Origin of the sequence: Streptomyces sp. NPDC001663 (assembly GCF_042893105.1) — a bacterium.
Taxonomy (GTDB): Bacteria; Actinomycetota; Actinomycetes; order Streptomycetales; family Streptomycetaceae; genus Streptomyces.
On record NZ_JBIAUR010000002.1, the window covers coordinates 338,496 to 354,434 of the forward strand.

At 72.9% G+C, this 15,939-nt stretch carries 17 protein-coding genes; 11 read left to right on the plus strand and 6 right to left on the minus strand.

The features are described from left to right. Positions 1 to 4: 4 nt before the first annotated feature. Positions 5 to 1,777, minus strand: coding sequence for a M16 family metallopeptidase (locus ACFY1L_RS07910; RefSeq protein WP_388819800.1), 1,773 nt, complete (start codon positions 1,775 to 1,777; stop codon positions 5 to 7). A gap of 16 nt (positions 1,778 to 1,793) precedes the next feature. Then, on the minus strand, positions 1,794 to 2,780 hold the full coding sequence (locus ACFY1L_RS07915; protein WP_388819803.1) for a hypothetical protein: 987 nt from the start codon (positions 2,778 to 2,780) through the stop codon (positions 1,794 to 1,796). A gap of 166 nt (positions 2,781 to 2,946) precedes the next feature. Between ACFY1L_RS07915 and ACFY1L_RS07920 the strand changes: the two genes are divergently transcribed. Beyond that, a complete protein-coding gene (locus tag ACFY1L_RS07920) occupies positions 2,947 to 3,318 on the plus strand; it encodes a holo-ACP synthase (RefSeq protein WP_361277850.1) in 372 nt (123 codons plus the stop codon). A gap of 218 nt (positions 3,319 to 3,536) precedes the next feature. Continuing rightward, complete coding sequence (locus ACFY1L_RS07925; RefSeq protein WP_388819806.1) at positions 3,537 to 5,021, plus strand: NAD(P)H-hydrate dehydratase; 1,485 nt, start codon at positions 3,537 to 3,539, stop codon at positions 5,019 to 5,021. A gap of 21 nt (positions 5,022 to 5,042) precedes the next feature. On the opposite strand, the gene ACFY1L_RS07930 is transcribed toward ACFY1L_RS07925, so the two are convergent. Further along, on the minus strand, positions 5,043 to 5,420 hold the full coding sequence (locus ACFY1L_RS07930; protein WP_388819809.1) for a VOC family protein: 378 nt from the start codon (positions 5,418 to 5,420) through the stop codon (positions 5,043 to 5,045). A gap of 146 nt (positions 5,421 to 5,566) precedes the next feature. Between ACFY1L_RS07930 and ACFY1L_RS07935 the strand changes: the two genes are divergently transcribed. From ACFY1L_RS07935 to ACFY1L_RS07955, 5 genes are all read left to right on the plus strand, one after another. Further along, positions 5,567 to 6,463 carry a L,D-transpeptidase family protein gene (locus ACFY1L_RS07935; protein ID WP_388819812.1) on the plus strand — a complete coding sequence of 299 codons (897 nt, stop codon included), beginning with the start codon at positions 5,567 to 5,569 and terminating at the stop codon, positions 6,461 to 6,463. Positions 6,464 to 6,508: 45 nt separating this feature from the next. Continuing rightward, a complete protein-coding gene (alr, locus tag ACFY1L_RS07940) occupies positions 6,509 to 7,678 on the plus strand; it encodes an alanine racemase (RefSeq protein ID WP_388819815.1) in 1,170 nt (389 codons plus the stop codon). A 146-nt stretch (positions 7,679 to 7,824) separates the two neighbouring features. Next, positions 7,825 to 9,075, plus strand: coding sequence for an alpha/beta fold hydrolase (locus ACFY1L_RS07945; RefSeq protein ID WP_388819818.1), 1,251 nt, complete (start codon positions 7,825 to 7,827; stop codon positions 9,073 to 9,075). Next, a complete protein-coding gene (tsaE, locus tag ACFY1L_RS07950) occupies positions 9,041 to 9,553 on the plus strand; it encodes a tRNA (adenosine(37)-N6)-threonylcarbamoyltransferase complex ATPase subunit type 1 TsaE (RefSeq protein WP_388819821.1) in 513 nt (170 codons plus the stop codon). Before ACFY1L_RS07945 ends, tsaE begins: the two co-directional genes overlap by 35 nt. Before the next feature lie 138 nt (positions 9,554 to 9,691). Beyond that, positions 9,692 to 9,862, plus strand: a complete 171-nt coding sequence (locus ACFY1L_RS07955; protein ID WP_388819824.1) for a hypothetical protein — start codon at positions 9,692 to 9,694, stop codon at positions 9,860 to 9,862. An 18-nt stretch (positions 9,863 to 9,880) separates the two neighbouring features. Here ACFY1L_RS07955 and ACFY1L_RS07960 read toward each other — a convergent pair whose 3' ends face one another. Then, positions 9,881 to 10,435 (minus strand): hypothetical protein, encoded by a 555-nt coding sequence (locus ACFY1L_RS07960; RefSeq protein ID WP_388819826.1) that lies wholly within the window; start codon positions 10,433 to 10,435, stop codon positions 9,881 to 9,883. 114 nt (positions 10,436 to 10,549) lie between these two features. Between ACFY1L_RS07960 and tsaB the strand changes: the two genes are divergently transcribed. From tsaB to ACFY1L_RS07980, 4 genes are read left to right on the plus strand one after another with little or no spacing between them, the layout of a single operon-like run. Continuing rightward, positions 10,550 to 11,206 carry a tRNA (adenosine(37)-N6)-threonylcarbamoyltransferase complex dimerization subunit type 1 TsaB gene (gene tsaB, locus ACFY1L_RS07965; RefSeq protein ID WP_388819829.1) on the plus strand — a complete coding sequence of 219 codons (657 nt, stop codon included), beginning with the start codon at positions 10,550 to 10,552 and terminating at the stop codon, positions 11,204 to 11,206. Positions 11,207 to 11,208: 2 nt separating this feature from the next. After that, entirely contained in the window at positions 11,209 to 11,739 is a 531-nt protein-coding gene (gene rimI, locus ACFY1L_RS07970) for a ribosomal protein S18-alanine N-acetyltransferase (RefSeq protein WP_388821115.1), read from the plus strand. Then, the gene (gene tsaD, locus ACFY1L_RS07975; protein WP_388819832.1) at positions 11,732 to 12,838 is read left to right on the plus strand and encodes a tRNA (adenosine(37)-N6)-threonylcarbamoyltransferase complex transferase subunit TsaD; all 1,107 of its coding nucleotides are present in this window, start codon (positions 11,732 to 11,734) and stop codon (positions 12,836 to 12,838) included. Before rimI ends, tsaD begins: the two co-directional genes overlap by 8 nt. Further along, entirely contained in the window at positions 12,835 to 13,092 is a 258-nt protein-coding gene (locus ACFY1L_RS07980; RefSeq protein WP_388819834.1) for a hypothetical protein, read from the plus strand. Before tsaD ends, ACFY1L_RS07980 begins: the two co-directional genes overlap by 4 nt. 19 nt (positions 13,093 to 13,111) lie before the next feature. Here ACFY1L_RS07980 and ACFY1L_RS07985 read toward each other — a convergent pair whose 3' ends face one another. Both ACFY1L_RS07985 and ACFY1L_RS07990 read right to left on the minus strand, forming a co-directional pair. After that, a complete protein-coding gene (locus ACFY1L_RS07985) occupies positions 13,112 to 13,567 on the minus strand; it encodes a hypothetical protein (protein ID WP_388819837.1) in 456 nt (151 codons plus the stop codon). Positions 13,568 to 13,596: 29 nt separating this feature from the next. Continuing rightward, on the minus strand, positions 13,597 to 15,900 hold the full coding sequence (locus ACFY1L_RS07990) for a glycoside hydrolase family 3 N-terminal domain-containing protein (protein ID WP_388819840.1): 2,304 nt from the start codon (positions 15,898 to 15,900) through the stop codon (positions 13,597 to 13,599). Positions 15,901 to 15,939: the final 39 nt, after the last annotated feature.

A 15,939-nucleotide genomic window follows, 5' to 3' on the forward strand; every position in this document is an offset into this window, starting at 1 on the left:
GGGGTCAGCCGTGTCCCTCTTGCCGCGCCCGGTACATCCCGCGGACGGAGCGGATCAGCCAGTACTCCAGCGCGACCCCGGCGATCCCCGGGAATCCGGCTGTGGACGACTCACGGACCGCGTGGACCATGAGGACGACGAGGAGCACGGGCCACAGCACGGCCAGCGCGGTCACGAAGAGGAACGCGGCCGTGCTGTGGCCGGGTGCGGCTGTCGTTCTCGCGGCTTTCCTCCGCTCGCCGTTGGGAACCTGCGGCTTGCGCTTCTTCCGCTCGCGCGGCTGCGGGATCTGCTCCTGCGTACGGGCCGGCAGCGGGACCACCGCGGCGGCGGGTACGGCCGCGTCCAGCACCGCTATCCGGTCCGGCGTGACGTTCCCGAACAGGGTCGGCTCGATCGTCACGCGGAAGCCGTCGAGGCCGGTCAACTGGCGTGCCCCGTCCGGGCGGGTGGTCATCGCGGCGCAGGCGTCGTACCGCACGGTGACCAGGCCGCCCGGCAGCGACAGGGTCACGCCCGTGTCGGCGATGACCAGCGTGACGTGCTCGTCCTCCAGCGAGGGGTGCAGGGTGCCGGAGACCCCGGTGGCCGAGTACTGCGGGGCGTGGGTCAGGCCCGCCCAGTCGGCGCCAAGGGTCGGCACCTGGAGCAGCCCGTCGTCCCACGCCTCGCGGGCGACCGCGCGCAGGTCCGCGACCGTGACCGCCTGCAGCTCGGCCCTGTGCTGCTCGGGCGTCAGCAGCCGGTGGCCGAGCAGCAGGCTGAGCGCGTACGACGGCAGCATGGCGGCGCCGAGGTCGGGGGTGTCGTACGGCTTGAGCAACTTGCCGCGTGCGGAGTCCAGTTCGGCCTGCTCGATGCGGCCCGCGCGCAGCCGGGCGAACGTGTCGACGAAGCCGCCGACCACCGCGTCCTGCTTCTGCGGCAGGGCGTCGGCGTACGCGGTCAGGGTGGCGAAGTCGGCGTCGCGCGGGGTGTAGTCGGCCTCCGCCGAGTACGAGTAGCCGCCCTGCTGTCGCAGGTCCTTGAAGAGGGCGCGGCCCAGCACCTCGGCGAAGACGGCGGCCGTGGTGGAGCGGCGCAGGACGGAGGTGAAGACCAGGTGGCCGTCGTCGCCCCGGATGTAGGCGGGCGTGACGGGCAGCGCGCTGGTCGGGGCGGGCGCGGGGAAGCGGCGGCCGGCGGGCAGGGTGAGATCGAGGCCCTCCGGCACGTGGTCGCTGGTGAGCCACAGCACCGCGTTGTCCCGGGTGAAGCGGGTCTCGGCCCAGTGCCGTACCTGGTCGGCGGTCAGGCTGTGGGTGCCGAGTTCGTCGTAGCTGGACAGACCGTAGCCCTGGGCGCCGTAACGCCACAGCGGCAGCTGGGAGTTGGGGCCGTTCGAGCGGCCCGCGGCCTCGGTGCGGAGGATCCCCTTCTCCGTCTCGAGCCGGTCCAGCGGCAGGTCGCGCAGGGCGGCGCACACGCTGTTGAGGTACGTGACGACCTCGTCCTCGCTGCCGGTGACGTGGAAGAGGGTGTACGCGTTCGCCGTCGCGCCGTTGTAGTGCAGGTCGGACAGGCCCAGGTGGTGCAGGGCGAGGTGCTCGACGAGGTGGGTGAGGCCGGCGGTGGCCAGGGTCTCGTCGGCGCGGCCCACGCGGAAGAACAGACCGGCGGTGATCTCGCCGGGGCGTGGGGCGTAGAGGGTGGGGATGCCCTGGACGGTGGTGTGGTCGATCAGGCCGTCGAGGGTGGCCGAAGTGGCGCCGGTAGCGGTCGTGTCGCTCGTTGTCATTGGTGTACGTCCCCCGTCAGAGCGTCGCCAGCGCGGCAGTGCGGTACTTGGTGAACTGGTTCTTCCAGTCCGGCAGGTACTGCCAGCAGGACTCCGAAGCCGTGTTGCCCAGGGCGGCGAAGTGCCGGGCGGCGTCCTCGAGATGGCCGCCGAGCGAGAAGGCCAGGGCGAAGGCGCTGTGGCCGTTGATCCAGTGCCAGCCGGGGCGGTGGTCGGGGTGCAGCACGGACACCTGGGCGGCGTGGCGCAGGTCGTCGCGGACCGGGACGCCTCGCAGGTACGCGATGTCCTCGTCGCCCGGCAGATCCAGCCAGTGCTCGATGTGGGCCTCGGCGACCAGGACTGCGGAGTGCGAGCCGTCCGGCGCGGCGCTCGCGGACTCCCGGGCGAAGCCGTGCGCGGCCTCCCAGGAACCGCCCCACTTGGGGCACAGCTGCTGCAGCAACTGCGACTGGGCGCGGAAATGGTGCGGGTGGTGCTCCGACAGCCGGTCGTAGCGGCGCCGGGCCTCGGACTGCCCCAGCTCCAGGCCGCGGGCGGTCAGCAGGCGGGCGGTCCAGGCGGGGGCGTACCCGGGCTGCTCCGCGCACACCTCGATCAGCAGTCCTTCGGCCTTGCGCAGCCAGGCGTGGAACTCCTTGAACTGCTCCCGCGTGACGTCCTGGGCACGGGCGGCGCTGCGGGCCTTCCAGCCGAGGCGGATGTACCGCTCGGCGAGGAGGGTGCGGGGGAGCGGGTCGGCCGGGCGGTCCTCGGCGGCCTGCTGCAGGTACTTCTCCGTCCCCCAGATGTCGGCGAGGGCGCCCGAGGCGAAGGAGACCTTGTCGACGGAGTCGAGCCCCGCGAAGAAGGCCTTCGTGGCCGCCCAGTCGCCGTTCTCCCCGGCGGTGCGCAGCGGGGTGAGCTCGGGCAGGGCGTCGAAGGGGTCGGTTGTCGGTGCCGACGATTCGACGGATCTGCCGCCGTCCTTTTTCGCGGTGCGTCTACCGCTGGTGGCGCTCATACGGACGTCCCCCTGGCGTCTCTCGTACGGCGCGCTGCCGGCCCCCCGGGCGCGCGAGTCCCGGCAGGTTAGCAGGGGGGTGGGGCGGGAGGGGACTCGGTTTTGGGGGTGCTCGAGGGCGTCGGAGCGGAGCCTGCCGGAGGCGGCCGGATCGTAGAGTGCGCGGATGAGCATCATCGGGGTCGGTATCGACGTGGCCGAGATCGAACGGTTCGAGGCATCGCTGAAGCGGACGCCTGGGATGGCTGAACGGCTTTTCGTGGAGAGCGAGTTGCTGTTGCCCAGCGGGGAGCGGCGAGGGGTTGCCTCGCTTGCCGCGCGGTTTGCCGCCAAGGAGGCGTTGGCCAAGGCGCTCGGCGCGCCGGCCGGGCTGCTGTGGACCGACGCCGAGGTCTATGTCGAGGACAGTGGGCAACCGAGGCTGCGGGTGAAGGGGACCGTGGCGGCGCGGGCGGCGGAGCTGGGGGTGCGGGCGTGGCATCTGTCGCTCAGCCATGACGCCGGCGTGGCCTCGGCCGTGGTGGTCGCGGAGGGGTGAACCCTCGTCAGAGTGGCGTGGCCCACCCGACTTCACCGTCTCCACGTCGCGATCAGGTCGCCGTGGCGGGGTCCTGCCTTGACGGCCCCTGCGGACCGGCCGGAGTAGCCGTGGATGACTCCCGTACGGCCGATCACGGCGGCCGCCGCTGACAGTCGGTCCGCCCGGCGACGCGTCGGGGGTGCGGCCCCGGGGCCGGCCGGGAGAGACTCGGCCCCATGCGTACTGCGTACAGCGTGGAGACGGTAAGGACGGCCGAACGGGCGCTGATGGCGCGGCTTCCGGAGGGGGCGCTGATGCAGCGCGCCGCCGCCGGACTCGCCGCCGCGTGCGCCGAGTTGCTCGGGCGGGTGTACGGCAGCCGCGTCGTGCTGCTCGTCGGCAGCGGGGACAACGGGGGTGACGCCCTGTACGCCGGCGCCCGCCTCGCCCGGCGCGGGGCCGGGGTCGCCGCCGTGCTGCTCGCGCCCGAGCGGGCGCATGCCGGAGGGCTCGCGGCGCTGCTGCGGGCGGGAGGACGGGCCGTTGCCGCGGGTGCGGACGCGGGGCCGGCCGTCGGTGCCGCCGCGGAGGCCGGGGTCGGTGTCGTCGAAGAGGCGATCCTGCGGGCCGATCTCGTCGTGGACGGGATCGTGGGGATCGGCGGCAAGGGCGGACTCAGGCCCGAGGCCGCGCAGTTGGCGGCATGCGTCGCCGAGTCCCGTGCCGCCGTCGTCGCCGTCGACCTGCCGAGCGGGGTCGACGCCGACACGGGGGAGGTGCGCGGGGATGCCGTACGGGCCGATCTGACCGTGACCTTCGGGACGCACAAGCCCGGGCTGCTGATCGACCCCGCGCGCGAGTACGCCGGGTCCGTGCGGCTCGTCGACATCGGGCTCGGGGCCGAACTGCCCGCCGAAGCCGAGCTGGAGGCCCTGCAGCACGCCGACGTGGCCCGGCTGCTGCCGGTGCCGGGCGCCGAGAGCGACAAGTACCGGCGGGGCGTCGTCGGGATCGCCGCCGGGTCGGCCCGGTACCCCGGGGCGGCCGTGCTCGCCGTGTCCGGGGCGCTGCGGGGCGGGGCGGGAGCGGTGCGGTACGTCGGGCCCGCCGGGGACGCCGTGATCTCCCGCTTCCCCGAGACGCTGGTGTCGGACAAGGGGCCGAAGCGGGCCGGGCGGGTGCAGGCCTGGGTGGTCGGGCCGGGCGCCGGGGACGACGCGGCGACCGTGGCCGAGGTGCTGGCGGCGGACGTACCCGTGCTGATCGACGCGGACGGGCTGCGGCTGGCGGACCGGGATGCCGTACGAGGCCGTGGGGCGCCGACGCTCATGACCCCGCACGCCGGTGAGGCCGCCGCGCTGCTCGGGGTGGCGCGGGAGGAGGTCGAGGGGGCGCGGCTGGCCTCGGCCCGCGAACTCGCCGCCCGCTACGACGCGACCGTACTGCTCAAGGGGTCGACCACGCTGGTCGCGGACGCACGGGGCGGCGCCGTCCGGGTCAACGCCACGGGGACGCCCTGGCTCGCCACGGCCGGGAGCGGCGACGTGCTGTCGGGGCTCGCCGGGTCACTGCTGGCCTCCGGGCTGTCCGCGCTGGACGCGGGGAGCGCCGCGGCGTATCTGCACGGGCTGGCCGGGCGGTTCGCGGCCGACGGGGCGCCGGCCGGGGCGCACGACGTGGCCGAGGCGGTTCCGGCGGCCTGGCGAGACGTACGGGACTGAAAAGGTGCTGTACAGGAGGCGCTAGCGCAGGTCCTGCACCACGCTGAGGATGTTCCCCTCGCTGTCCTTGAACCAGGCACCGCGCATGCCCGAGTCCTCCACCACGCCGTTCACCGTCTTCAGGCCGGGCAGGTCGTACTCCTCGAAGGTGACGCCGCGACCCCGCAGCTCCGTCATCTCCGCGTCGAGGTCCTCGACCGTCCAGCCCGCCAGCGTGTGGGCGGCCTGGCCGCCGCTCGGTGTCCGGTACACGTGGAACCGGGTGTCGCCGGACTCGAAGAGCACGACTTCCTTGCGGTCGTCGATCAGCTTGAGGCCGAGCGTGTCGCCGTAGAAGCGCTTGGCCCTTTCGATGTCACTGGCCGGGATCACGGCGGTCAGCGGTGCGTCAGCCAACATGTCCTCCACCTCCTGTCACCAGCCTAGGCCCGGGTCCGAAACGGGCAATCCGGATGACTGCTCCGCCATGGCGGCCGCTCCCCAATAAGGGTGACCCCGCCGCGCGGCACACTCGGGCCACCATCCCCGCGCGTTTCTCTGATTGCATGATTAGTAGACGTATTGCGTGCGGAGGTGTCGCCGCGCTGCTCGCCGCGGCCACCGCCCTCCCCGTCGGCACCGCCGCGGCCGACCCCGCGCCCCCCGCTCCCGCCCCCGGGCTCGAGGCCGAGCAGCTCGTGCCCGGTGTCGCTCCGGGGCCGTACCAGCCCTGGCAGATCGACACGCCCGACCAGATGCTGGCGCCGAAGGTGTACACGCCCACCGCCGAGGAGGACGCCGTCGAGCCCCGGGACGCGGCGGAGGGGACGTACGACCTCGTCGAGTACGTGCCGCTCGAGGACGCCGTCGGCAAGGTGGCGTGCAGCAAGCGGACCGGGCCTTACCAGAAGGCGGTCGAGCGGTGGCTGAAGCTGAAGGTGGACGGGAAGCAGTCGGCGGCCGACTGCCGGGCCATCCGCAACTTCCAGGTGAAGCACCGGATCAAGGCCGCGACCGGGTTCGCCGGGCCCGTCACCTGGGCCACCATGCAGCTCATCTCCGCGAAGAAGAACCCGAACGCGGCCAAGAAGTGTCCGGTACGGAAGTACCGCGTCGCCTGTGTCGATCTCAGCGGGCAGCTGACCTGGGTGCAGAAGGGGAGCAAGGTCCTCTACGGGCCCGTCCCCATGCGCAGCGGACGGGCCGGGCACCGGACCCGGACCGGGTGGCACAAGATCTACTGGAAGCACAAGAACCACTGGTCGACGCTCTACAACTCGCCCATGCCGTATGCCCAGTTCTTCAGCGGCGGCCAGGCCTTCCACGCCGTCTACGGCAGCATCTACACCACCGTCGGCTCATGGGGCTGCGTCAATCTGCGCCTCGACGACGCGCGGCAGTTGTGGGGCGTCCTGAAGAAGGGCGACCAGGTGTACGTGTGGGGGAGCAGGCCCGGGGCGTAGCCGTCCGCGGGGTCTGTCGGACCCCTCTGAGACACTGGGGGCGCCATGACTGAGACAGCTACTGCCCCGACCGCGCCCCTGCGCGCCCGCGCCGAGATCGATCTGGACGCGCTGCGGGCCAATGTGCGGACCCTGCGCGCCCTCGCGCCGGGTGCGGCTCTCATGGCCGTCGTCAAGTCCGAGGCGTACGGCCACGGGGCCGTGCCGTGTGCGCGGGCGGCCGTGGAGGCGGGGGCGAGCTGGCTGGGTACGGCCACGCCCCAGGAGGCGCTCGCGCTGCGCGCCGCCGGGCTGCCCGGGCGCATCATGTGCTGGCTGTGGACGCCAGGCGGGCCCTGGCGGGAGGCGATCGAGGCCGACATCGACGTGGCCGTGAGCGGCATGTGGGCCCTTCAGGAGGTCACCGCGGCGGCTCGGGCGGCGGGAGTCCCCGCGCGCGTGCAGCTCAAGGCCGACACCGGGCTCGGGCGCAACGGGTGCCAGCCCGGGGAGGACTGGGCCGAACTGGTCGGGGCCGCCCTGCGGGCCGAGGCCGAGGGGATCGTCCGCATCACGGGCCTCTGGTCGCACTTCGCCTGCGCCGACGAACCCGGGCACCCCTCCATCGCCCACCAGCTCACCCGCTTCCGGGAGATGCTCGCCTACGCGGAGCAGCAGGGCGTCCGCCCGGAAGTGCGCCACATCGCCAACTCCCCGGCCACGCTCACCCTTCCCGAGGCCCACTTCGACCTCGTACGGACGGGGATCGCCCTGTACGGGATCTCGCCGAGCCCCGAGGTCGGCACCCCGGCCGACTTCGGACTGCGCCCGGTGATGACACTCGCGGCGTCCATCGCCCTGGTGAAGCACGTCCCCGGGGGTCACGGCGTCAGTTACGGGCATCACTACATCACCCCCGGTGCGACGACCCTCGGACTCGTGCCCGTCGGATACGCCGACGGCATCCCGCGGCACGCCTCCGGCACCGGTCCCGTCCTGGTCGACGGCAAGTGGCGGACCGTGGCGGGACGGGTCGCGATGGACCAGTTCGTCGTCGACCTCGGGGGCGACGAGCCCGCGGTCGGTACCGAAGCGGTCCTGTTCGGGCCCGGCGACCGCGGCGAGCCCACTGCCGAGGACTGGGCGCAGGCAGCGGGCACCATCGCATACGAGATCGTCACACGGATCGGAACGCGCGTTCCTCGCGTCTACGTGAATGAGCAACAAAGCGGGTAACCGCACTGAGGCGCGACCGTCCGACAGAAGTGCCGCACCTGTAATTGGGGCAACATCGGGCAGTCGATCAACAGCGGTATCAACACAGCAACACCTGTTTCACCCGAACCGGCGAACAGCAGCAATCCGGCGAAGAGGAGCGGTACGTGAGCGAGAGCAGTGCGGAGGCCGTCGCAGCCGTCGCGGCTGCCGCCTCCGCCACGGGGGCGGCCGGAAACTGGCGCCGGGCGACCGGCATCGCGGGCGCCGCGATAGGCGTGGTCGCCGCGGGCGCGGCGGCCGGCGTCGCCATCGAGCGGCTCACCGTCGGCCGCGGCATGCGCAAGAAGGCACGGCTGGCCCTGGACTCGACGGGCCCGTACGGCTCGCTGCGCGGCACACCCGGCAGGGCGTACGCCGACGACGGCACCGAGTTGTACTACGAGGTCGACGACGTCGACCCCGAGGCCGTGCCCCCGCTCAGCCCGCGCCGCCGGCGGCTGTTCGGGCGGAAGGCGCCCGCGCCCGTCACCGTGGTCTTCAGCCACGGCTACTGCCTCAACCAGGACTCCTGGCACTTCCAGCGGGCGGCCCTGCGGGGCGTCGTACGGACCGTGCACTGGGACCAGCGCAGCCACGGGCGGTCCGGGCGGGGTGTGCAGCAGGTGCAGGACGACGTGCCGGTCACCATCGACCAGCTCGGGCGGGACCTGAAGGCCGTCATGGACGCGGCGGTGCCGCAGGGGCCGATCGTGCTGGTCGGGCACTCGATGGGCGGGATGACCGTGATGGCGCTCGCCGACCAGTACCCCGAGCTGATCCGGGACCGGGTCGTCGCCACCGCCTTCGTCGGTACGTCGTCCGGGCGGCTCGGCGAGGTCAACTTCGGGCTGCCCGTCGCGGGCGTGAATGCCGTACGGCGGGTGCTGCCCGGGGTGCTGAAGGCGCTGGGGCAGCAGGCCGCGCTGGTGGAGAAGGGGCGGCGGGCGACCGCCGACCTGTTCGCCGGGATCATCAAGCGGTACTCGTTCGCGTCGCGGGACGTCGACCCGGCGGTCGCGCGGTTCGCCGAGCGGATGATCGAGGGCACGCCGATCGACGTGGTCGCCGAGTTCTACCCGGCGTTCACCGACCACGACAAGACCGAGGCGCTCGAGTCCTTCGCGGACATGCCGGTGCTCGTGCTGGCCGGGATCGGCGACCTCGTCACGCCCAGCGAGCACAGCGAGGCCATCGCCGACCTGCTGCCGGACGCCGAGCTGGTGCTGGTCCCGGACGCCGGGCACCTGGTGATGCTGGAGCACCCGGAGGTGGTCACCGACCGGCTGGCGGACCTCCTCACCCGTGCGGGTGCCGTCCCGGCAGGGGCTACCGTGGGTGGCTATGGAAGCACCAGCAGCACCGCACAACCCGGTTGAGACCCGGCTGACGGTCACTTCTCCCGAGCAGATGCAGGACCTGGGCCGCCGCCTGGCCAAGCTGCTGCGCGCCGGGGACCTCGTGATGCTCAACGGGGAGCTCGGCGCCGGCAAGACGACACTCACCCGCGGCCTGGGCGAGGGCCTGGGTGTGCGGGGCGCGGTCACCTCGCCGACCTTCGTCATCGCCCGCGTGCACCCCGCCCTGGGCGACGGTCCGCCGCTGGTGCACGTCGACGCATACCGGCTCGGCGGCGGGCTCGACGAGATGGAGGACCTCGACCTCGACGTCTCGCTGCCCGACTCGGTGATCGTCGTGGAGTGGGGCGAGGGCAAGGTCGAGGAACTGACCGACGACCGGCTGCACGTCGTCATCCACCGGGCCGTCGGAGACACCACCGACGAGGTGCGGCACGTGACCGTGACCGGGCTCGGCGGGCGCTGGGCGACGGTGGACCTGAGCGTCCTGTCGGCCTGACGGCGATCGTTTTCGGTGAACGTTCCGACAAGACGTCGGCAAGATATTGCATTCGGCGTCTTGCGCGTGGTCACATGGTACCCAGTCCGTAGTTAGGTCTACCTAACTACGCCCGCCCCCGCTCTTCAGGAGGCGCTCATGTCGGCCACGGAACGAGACGAGACGCTGCCGCGCGTGGTGTCCGCGGTGTCGATGCGCGATCTGCTGGCGTCGTGCGCCGCCGCGAACGTGATCTCCACACCGCCGCGCCTGCCGGACCCCGAGGTGTCCCGGCCGCCGGCCGGGCACAGCCATCGGGAAGCCGCGTAGCCGTAAGAGGAAGAGGCCTCAGCGGATCACGACGACCTGCGCGCCGATCGTCGCGAACTCCCACATCGCGTCGCCGTCCTGGCGGGACTCGCGGATGCCGCCCGTGCGCACACCCGGGTCGGGCGTGCGCGCCGCGTCGTCGACGGCGGCGCTGAAGCCGATGGCCACGCCGTCCACGGCGGCGAAGCGGACCACGTGCTCGACGGGGGTGCCGTCGGTGCCGGTGACCGAGTTCGAGCGGGACGTGACCGTGTAGGCGCCCGGGACCGGGTCGACGGAGCCCGGGGTGACCGCGAACGTGCGGGTGACCCTGTTGCTCGCGGCGACCAGCCACACCCGGTCGTCGTCCACCGAGTACACGACCCGCTCACCCGCGCCGGACCCGGAGGGCAGGGCGGTGGGGTCCTGCTGGTCGCGGGGTGCCTTGGAGGCGACCACCGTGGGGGAGGCGCTCGCGGCCGGCTGGGCCAGAGCCGCCGGGACGGTCGTGTGAGCCTGGTAGCCGAGGAAGCCGACGGTCGCCAGGGCCGCCACGGTGAGCCCGAACACGAATCCGGAGCTGCTGCTTGCCACCGTCGTCCACCTGACCCATCACGTCGTACGTCCTGCTTTGCGGCGACCGTAGCAGCCACAACGGGCCCGACCTTGGCGGCAATGCCCGAGGCGCAGGAGCCGTAGGCTGTTTGCGTGCTCTTGCTCGCTCTGGATACCGCCACCCCCGCCGTCACCGTCGCGCTGCACGACGGCACGGACGTCATCGCCTCCTCGAGTCAGGTGGACGCGCGCCGGCACGGGGAGCTGCTGCTGCCGGCCGTCGACCGTGTGCTCGCCGAGGCCGGGCTCAGGCTCGACGCCGTCACCGGCATCGTCGTGGGCATCGGACCCGGCCCCTACACGGGGCTGCGCGTCGGCCTGATGACCGCGGACACCTTCGGGCTCGCGCTCGGCGTCCCCGTGCACGGCGTGTGCACGCTCGACGGTCTCGCCTACGCCTCCGACATCGACAGGGGCCCCTTCGTCGTGGCGACCGACGCCCGGCGCAAGGAGGTCTACTGGGCGCGCTACGCCGACTCCCGGACCCGGCTGACCGACCCCGCCGTCGACCGGCCCGCCGACATCGCCGACCGGGTGGCCGGGCTGCCCGCCGTCGGCGCGGGCGCGCTGCTGTACCCGGACACCTTCCCGAACGTGCACGAGCCGGAGCACGTGTCGGCCGCCGCGATCGCCGCGCTGGCCGCCGAGAGACTGGGCAAGGGCGAGGAACTCCCCGCGCCTCGGCCGCTGTACCTGCGCCGCCCCGACGCGCAGGTCCCCAAGAACTACAAGGTGGTCACCCCCAAGTGACCGTGAGCGAACCCGTGACGCCTCGACTGCGCGAGATGCGCTGGTGGGACATCGATCCCGTACTGGAGCTGGAGAAGGACCTCTTCCCCGAGGACGCCTGGTCCCGGGGCATGTTCTGGTCCGAGCTGGCGCATGCGCGCGGCTCCGAGGCGACGCGCCGATACGTGGTCGCGGAGGAGGGGGAGCGGATCGTGGGATACGCGGGTCTCGCCGCCTCCGGAGACCTTGGCGACATCCAGACGATCGCCGTCTGCCGGGACCACTGGGGCACGGGCCTCGGCGGCCGGCTGCTGACCGAACTGCTGCGGGCCGCCTCGGCGTTCGAGTGCGCCGAGGTGATGCTGGAGTGCCGGATCGACAACGTCCGCGCCCAGAAGCTGTACGAGCGCTTCGGCTTCGAGGCCATCGGTTTCCGACGCGGCTACTACCAGCCGGGCAACGTGGACGCCCTGGTGATGCGACTGACCACGGAATCCGGCAGCGGCCCCGCCGCGGATTCCACCTCCGAACAAGGAACCGAGATCCATGGCTGACTCACGCGACGAGCCTCTCGTACTGGGGATTGAGACCTCCTGCGACGAGACCGGCGTCGGCATCGTCCGCGGCACCACCCTCCTGGCCGACGCCGTCGCGTCCAGCGTTGACGAGCACGCCCGCTTCGGCGGTGTGGTGCCGGAGGTCGCGAGCCGCGCGCATCTCGAGGCGATGGTGCCGACGATCGACCGCGCGCTGAAGGAGGCGGGTGTCAGCGCCCGCGACCTGGACGGCATCGCGGTCACCGCGGGCCCCGGTCTCGCCGGTGCGCTCCTGGTCGGCGTCTCGGCGGCGAAGGCGTACGCCTACGCGCTCGGCAAGCCCCTCTACGGCGTCAACCACCTCGCCTCCCACATCTGCGTGGACCAGCTGGAGCACGGCGCGCTGCCCGAGCCGACGATGGCGCTGCTGGTGTCCGGCGGGCACTCGTCCCTGCTCATGTCGACGGACATCACTTCGGACGTACGGCCCCTGGGCGCGACCATCGACGACGCGGCCGGCGAGGCCTTCGACAAGATCGCCCGGGTGCTGAACCTCGGCTTCCCCGGCGGCCCGGTCATCGACCGCTACGCGCGCGAGGGCGACCCGGAGGCGATCGCGTTCCCGCGCGGCCTGACCGGCCCGCGCGATCCGGCGTACGACTTCTCCTTCTCCGGTCTGAAGACGGCGGTGGCCCGCTGGATCGAGGCCAAGCGGGCGGCGGGGGAGGAGGTGCCGGTGCGTGACGTGGCGGCTTCCTTCCAGGAGGCGGTCGTCGACGTGCTGACCCGGAAGGCCGTACGGGCCTGCAGGGACGAGGGCGTCGAGCACCTGATGATCGGCGGCGGTGTGGCCGCCAACTCGCGGCTGCGCGCGCTGGCGCAGGAGCGGTGCGAGGCGGCCGGGATCCAACTGCGGGTGCCCCGGCCGAAGTTGTGCACCGACAACGGCGCGATGGTGGCGGCGCTCGGCGCCGAGATGGTCGCCCGGGGCCGGGCCGCCTCCAGCTGGGACCTGTCGGCGGACTCGTCGCTGCCGGTGACGGAAACGCACGTGCCCGGGCACCACCACGACCACGATCACGTGCACGAGGTCAGCAAGGAGAACCTCTACTCGTGACCGTCGCGTTGATGTGGGAGGCGCGGGCGGTCGAGGGGCGGGGGGCCGAACTGCTCGCCTGGGCGCGGGCGCAGGAGCTGCCGTCGCACCCCCTGCGCCGGGAGACCTTCCGCGCCCCTCAGGACCGCGTCCTCGTCATCACCTGGTGGGACGCCGACCACGACGCCGAGCTGCCCGAACTGCCCGAGCCCGACGCCGAGTTGGTCATGCGGACGGTGCATCGGTGGCGGTTCGAGTCGACGGCGGTGGAGTGACGGGGAAGTAGGCGAGCCTTCAGGGCTCGTCGTGGTCGTGGCCCAGCCACAGCCGGCGGCCGTTGCGGCGCTCCCAGCGGGCGCCCACCGCAGCCTTGACCGACCAGTCCACCACCATCGCCAGCGCGATCATGAGCGCCGTGGTGAACCCCAGCAGGCCCAGGACCACACTCGGCACCAGGAACAGCGAGAACCGCAGCCCCCTTTGGAGCGTGCGGCTGCGCCGGGCCGGGTCGCCGCCCGTCGCCGGTACCGCGGCCTCGAACTCCCGCACCTCGCCGACCCACTTGAGCCGGGAGGACCGCAGAGCCGCCGACAGCGCGAAGAAGACGAGTCCGGAGCCGGCCAGCCAGGCCACCTCGCCGGCTCCGACCGATGCCGTGTCGTCCACGGCGAACGCCACCGCCACACCGACCGCGGTGGCGATCACCAGTGCCACCGCGGCCAACAGCTCATGGTGTACGTACCTGACCATCCGCAACCCCCGTTGCTCCGGCGCAGGGGTCACCCCACCCCCGTCACCTCCGTCTCGCACCGCAGTCGCCGGTCGACGCCGAGCACCCTCACCGGTCCCGTGAGGCTCAGTCGCGCCGTGTGCCGTACGTCTGCGCTCGATGCCGCCAACCGTAGTTCCAGCGCGCCCGGTTCGACCACCCTTGCGCCGGAACGGTCGGTGAAGGCCGACAGGTCCGCGTGGAAGCGGAAGGTGACACGGGCCGCCTCGCCCGGCTCCAGCTCCAGCCGTCGGTAGCCGATCAGTCGGACGTCCGGGCGGGTCACCGAGGCCACCGGGTCGTGCAGGTACAGCTGCACGATCTCGGCGCCCGCGCGCTCGCCCGTGTTGCGGACCGTGACCGACACGTCGTAGGAGCCGTCCGTGGTGATCTCCGCCCCGGCGGAGTCGGACTCCCAGGCGAACGTCGTGTACGACCGCCCGTGCCCGAAGGCGTACAGCGGCGTGGGGTCGAGGTTGCTGACCTCGCCCGCGAGGCCCAGCGGGGGCTGGAGGTAGGTCCAGGGCTGGCCTCCCGGGACCCGCGGGACGCTGACCGGGAGGCGGCCCGCGGGGTTGACGCGGCCCGACAGCACGCCTGCCACTGCCGGGCCGCCCTCCTCCCCCGGGAAGAACGCCTGGACCACGGCGGCCAGCCGGCCGTGCCAGCGGCCCAGGGCGTACGGGCGGCCGGTCAGCAGGACCAGCACGACCGGGACGCCCGTCGCCACCAGGGCGTCCAGCAAGTCGCCCTGTACGCCCGGCAGTTGCAGGTCCGTCACATCGCAGCCCTCGCCCGAGGTGCCCCGGCCGAACAGGCCCGCCCGGTCGCCGAGGACCGCCACGCACACGTCCGCCTCGGCGGTCCGCGCCACCGCCTCCTCGAAGCCCGACGGGTCCGGGTCCGAGGTGTCGCAGCCCTCCGCGAACGTCACCTTGGCGTCCGGGAGTTCGGCCCGCAGCGCCTGGAGGACGGTCGGGATCTCCACGCCCATCGGCACCTCGGGGTGGTGCGTGAGGACGTGCGACGGGAAGGAGTAGCAGCCGAGCATGGCGAGGGCATCGGCCGCGCGGGGTCCGACCACCGCGATCCGGGTGTCGGGGGACAGTGGCAGGATCCCGTCGGGGTTGTCCAGCAGGACCACCGACTCCTCGGCCAGGCGGCGGGCCAGGGCCCGGTTCGCGGCCGAGTCGAGGTTGATCGTGGTGTGCGGCTCGGGGTCCCAGTCCTCGTCCAGGAGGCCCAACTCGCACTTCTGGAGCAGGACCCGGCGGGCCGCGCGGTCGATCAGCGACTCGGGGACCTCGCCCGCCCGTACGGCCTCGGTCAGCGGTCTGCCGTAGCACTTCAGGGTGGGGAGCTCGACGTCGAGGCCGGCCGCGAGCGCCGCGTGGGCCGCCTGGGCCTCGGTACCGGCGACCCGGTGCTGGGTCTGCAGGAAGCCGACGCCGAAGTAGTCGGCGACCACTGTGCCGGTGAAGCCCCACTCCTCGCGCAGGAGTTCGGTCAGCAGGCCCGGGTCCGCCGAGGCCGGGACGCCGTCCGTGTCCGTGTACGCCGCCATCACCGAGCGGGCCCCGGCCTCCCGCAGCGCCATCTCGAAGGGCGGCAGGGTGATGTCCGCGAACTCCCGCACGCCCGCCCGCACGGGCGCGAGGTTGCGTGCGCCCGCCGAGGAGGCGTACCCGGCGAAGTGCTTGAGGGTGGAGACGATCCCGGCCGACTCCAGGCCCCGTACGTACGCGCTGCCGATCGTGCCGACCAGGTACGGGTCCTCGCCGACGGTCTCCTCGACGCGCCCCCAGCGCGGATCCCGTACGACGTCGAGGACCGGGGCGAGGCCCTGGTGGACGCCGACCGAGCGCAGGTCGCGGCCGATGGCTGCCGCCATCTCCTCGACCAGCACGGGGTCGAAGCTCGCACCCCAGGCGAGCGGCACCGGGTAGGCGGTGGCCTGCCAGGTGGTGAAGCCGGCCAGGCACTCCTCGTGGGCGAGGGCGGGGATGCCGAAGCGGCCCGCCGCAGCGATACGGCGCTGGGCGCGGGCCAGTGCCTGCGCGCCCAGCGCCGGGTCCACGGGGGCGGTGCCGAAGGGGCGGGTGAGCTGGCCGAGGCCCTGGGTGATCAGCTCGTCCCAGTCGTAGTCGGAGCTCATCTCGCGCTGCAGCGGGGCGACTCCGTCGCCGTCGGTGTCGGCGCCCACCCACACGCCGTAGAGCTGGGCGGTCTTCTCCTCCAGGGTCATCCGGGAGAGCAGGTCCTCGACACGGGCGGCGGCGGGCAGGGCGGGGTCACGCCAGGGAGCGGTGGTCATGAAACTCCTGCTCTGGTCGGATGGCCTTCAGGGCGAGTC

Coding starts and splice junctions, on each gene's coding strand:
- ACFY1L_RS07910 (WP_388819800.1), bottom strand. CDS start 1,777: ATGACAACGAGCGACACGACCGCTACCGGCGCCACTTCGGCCACCCTC.
- ACFY1L_RS07915 (WP_388819803.1), bottom strand. CDS start 2,780: ATGAGCGCCACCAGCGGTAGACGCACCGCGAAAAAGGACGGCGGCAGA.
- ACFY1L_RS07920 (WP_361277850.1), top strand. CDS start 2,947: ATGAGCATCATCGGGGTCGGTATCGACGTGGCCGAGATCGAACGGTTC.
- ACFY1L_RS07925 (WP_388819806.1), top strand. CDS start 3,537: ATGCGTACTGCGTACAGCGTGGAGACGGTAAGGACGGCCGAACGGGCG.
- ACFY1L_RS07930 (WP_388819809.1), bottom strand. CDS start 5,420: ATGTTGGCTGACGCACCGCTGACCGCCGTGATCCCGGCCAGTGACATC.
- ACFY1L_RS07935 (WP_388819812.1), top strand. CDS start 5,567: ATGATTAGTAGACGTATTGCGTGCGGAGGTGTCGCCGCGCTGCTCGCC.
- alr (WP_388819815.1), top strand. CDS start 6,509: ATGACTGAGACAGCTACTGCCCCGACCGCGCCCCTGCGCGCCCGCGCC.
- tsaE (WP_388819821.1), top strand. CDS start 9,041: ATGGAAGCACCAGCAGCACCGCACAACCCGGTTGAGACCCGGCTGACG.
- ACFY1L_RS07955 (WP_388819824.1), top strand. CDS start 9,692: ATGTCGGCCACGGAACGAGACGAGACGCTGCCGCGCGTGGTGTCCGCG.
- tsaD (WP_388819832.1), top strand. CDS start 11,732: ATGGCTGACTCACGCGACGAGCCTCTCGTACTGGGGATTGAGACCTCC.
- ACFY1L_RS07985 (WP_388819837.1), bottom strand. CDS start 13,567: ATGGTCAGGTACGTACACCATGAGCTGTTGGCCGCGGTGGCACTGGTG.
- ACFY1L_RS07990 (WP_388819840.1), bottom strand. CDS start 15,900: ATGACCACCGCTCCCTGGCGTGACCCCGCCCTGCCCGCCGCCGCCCGT.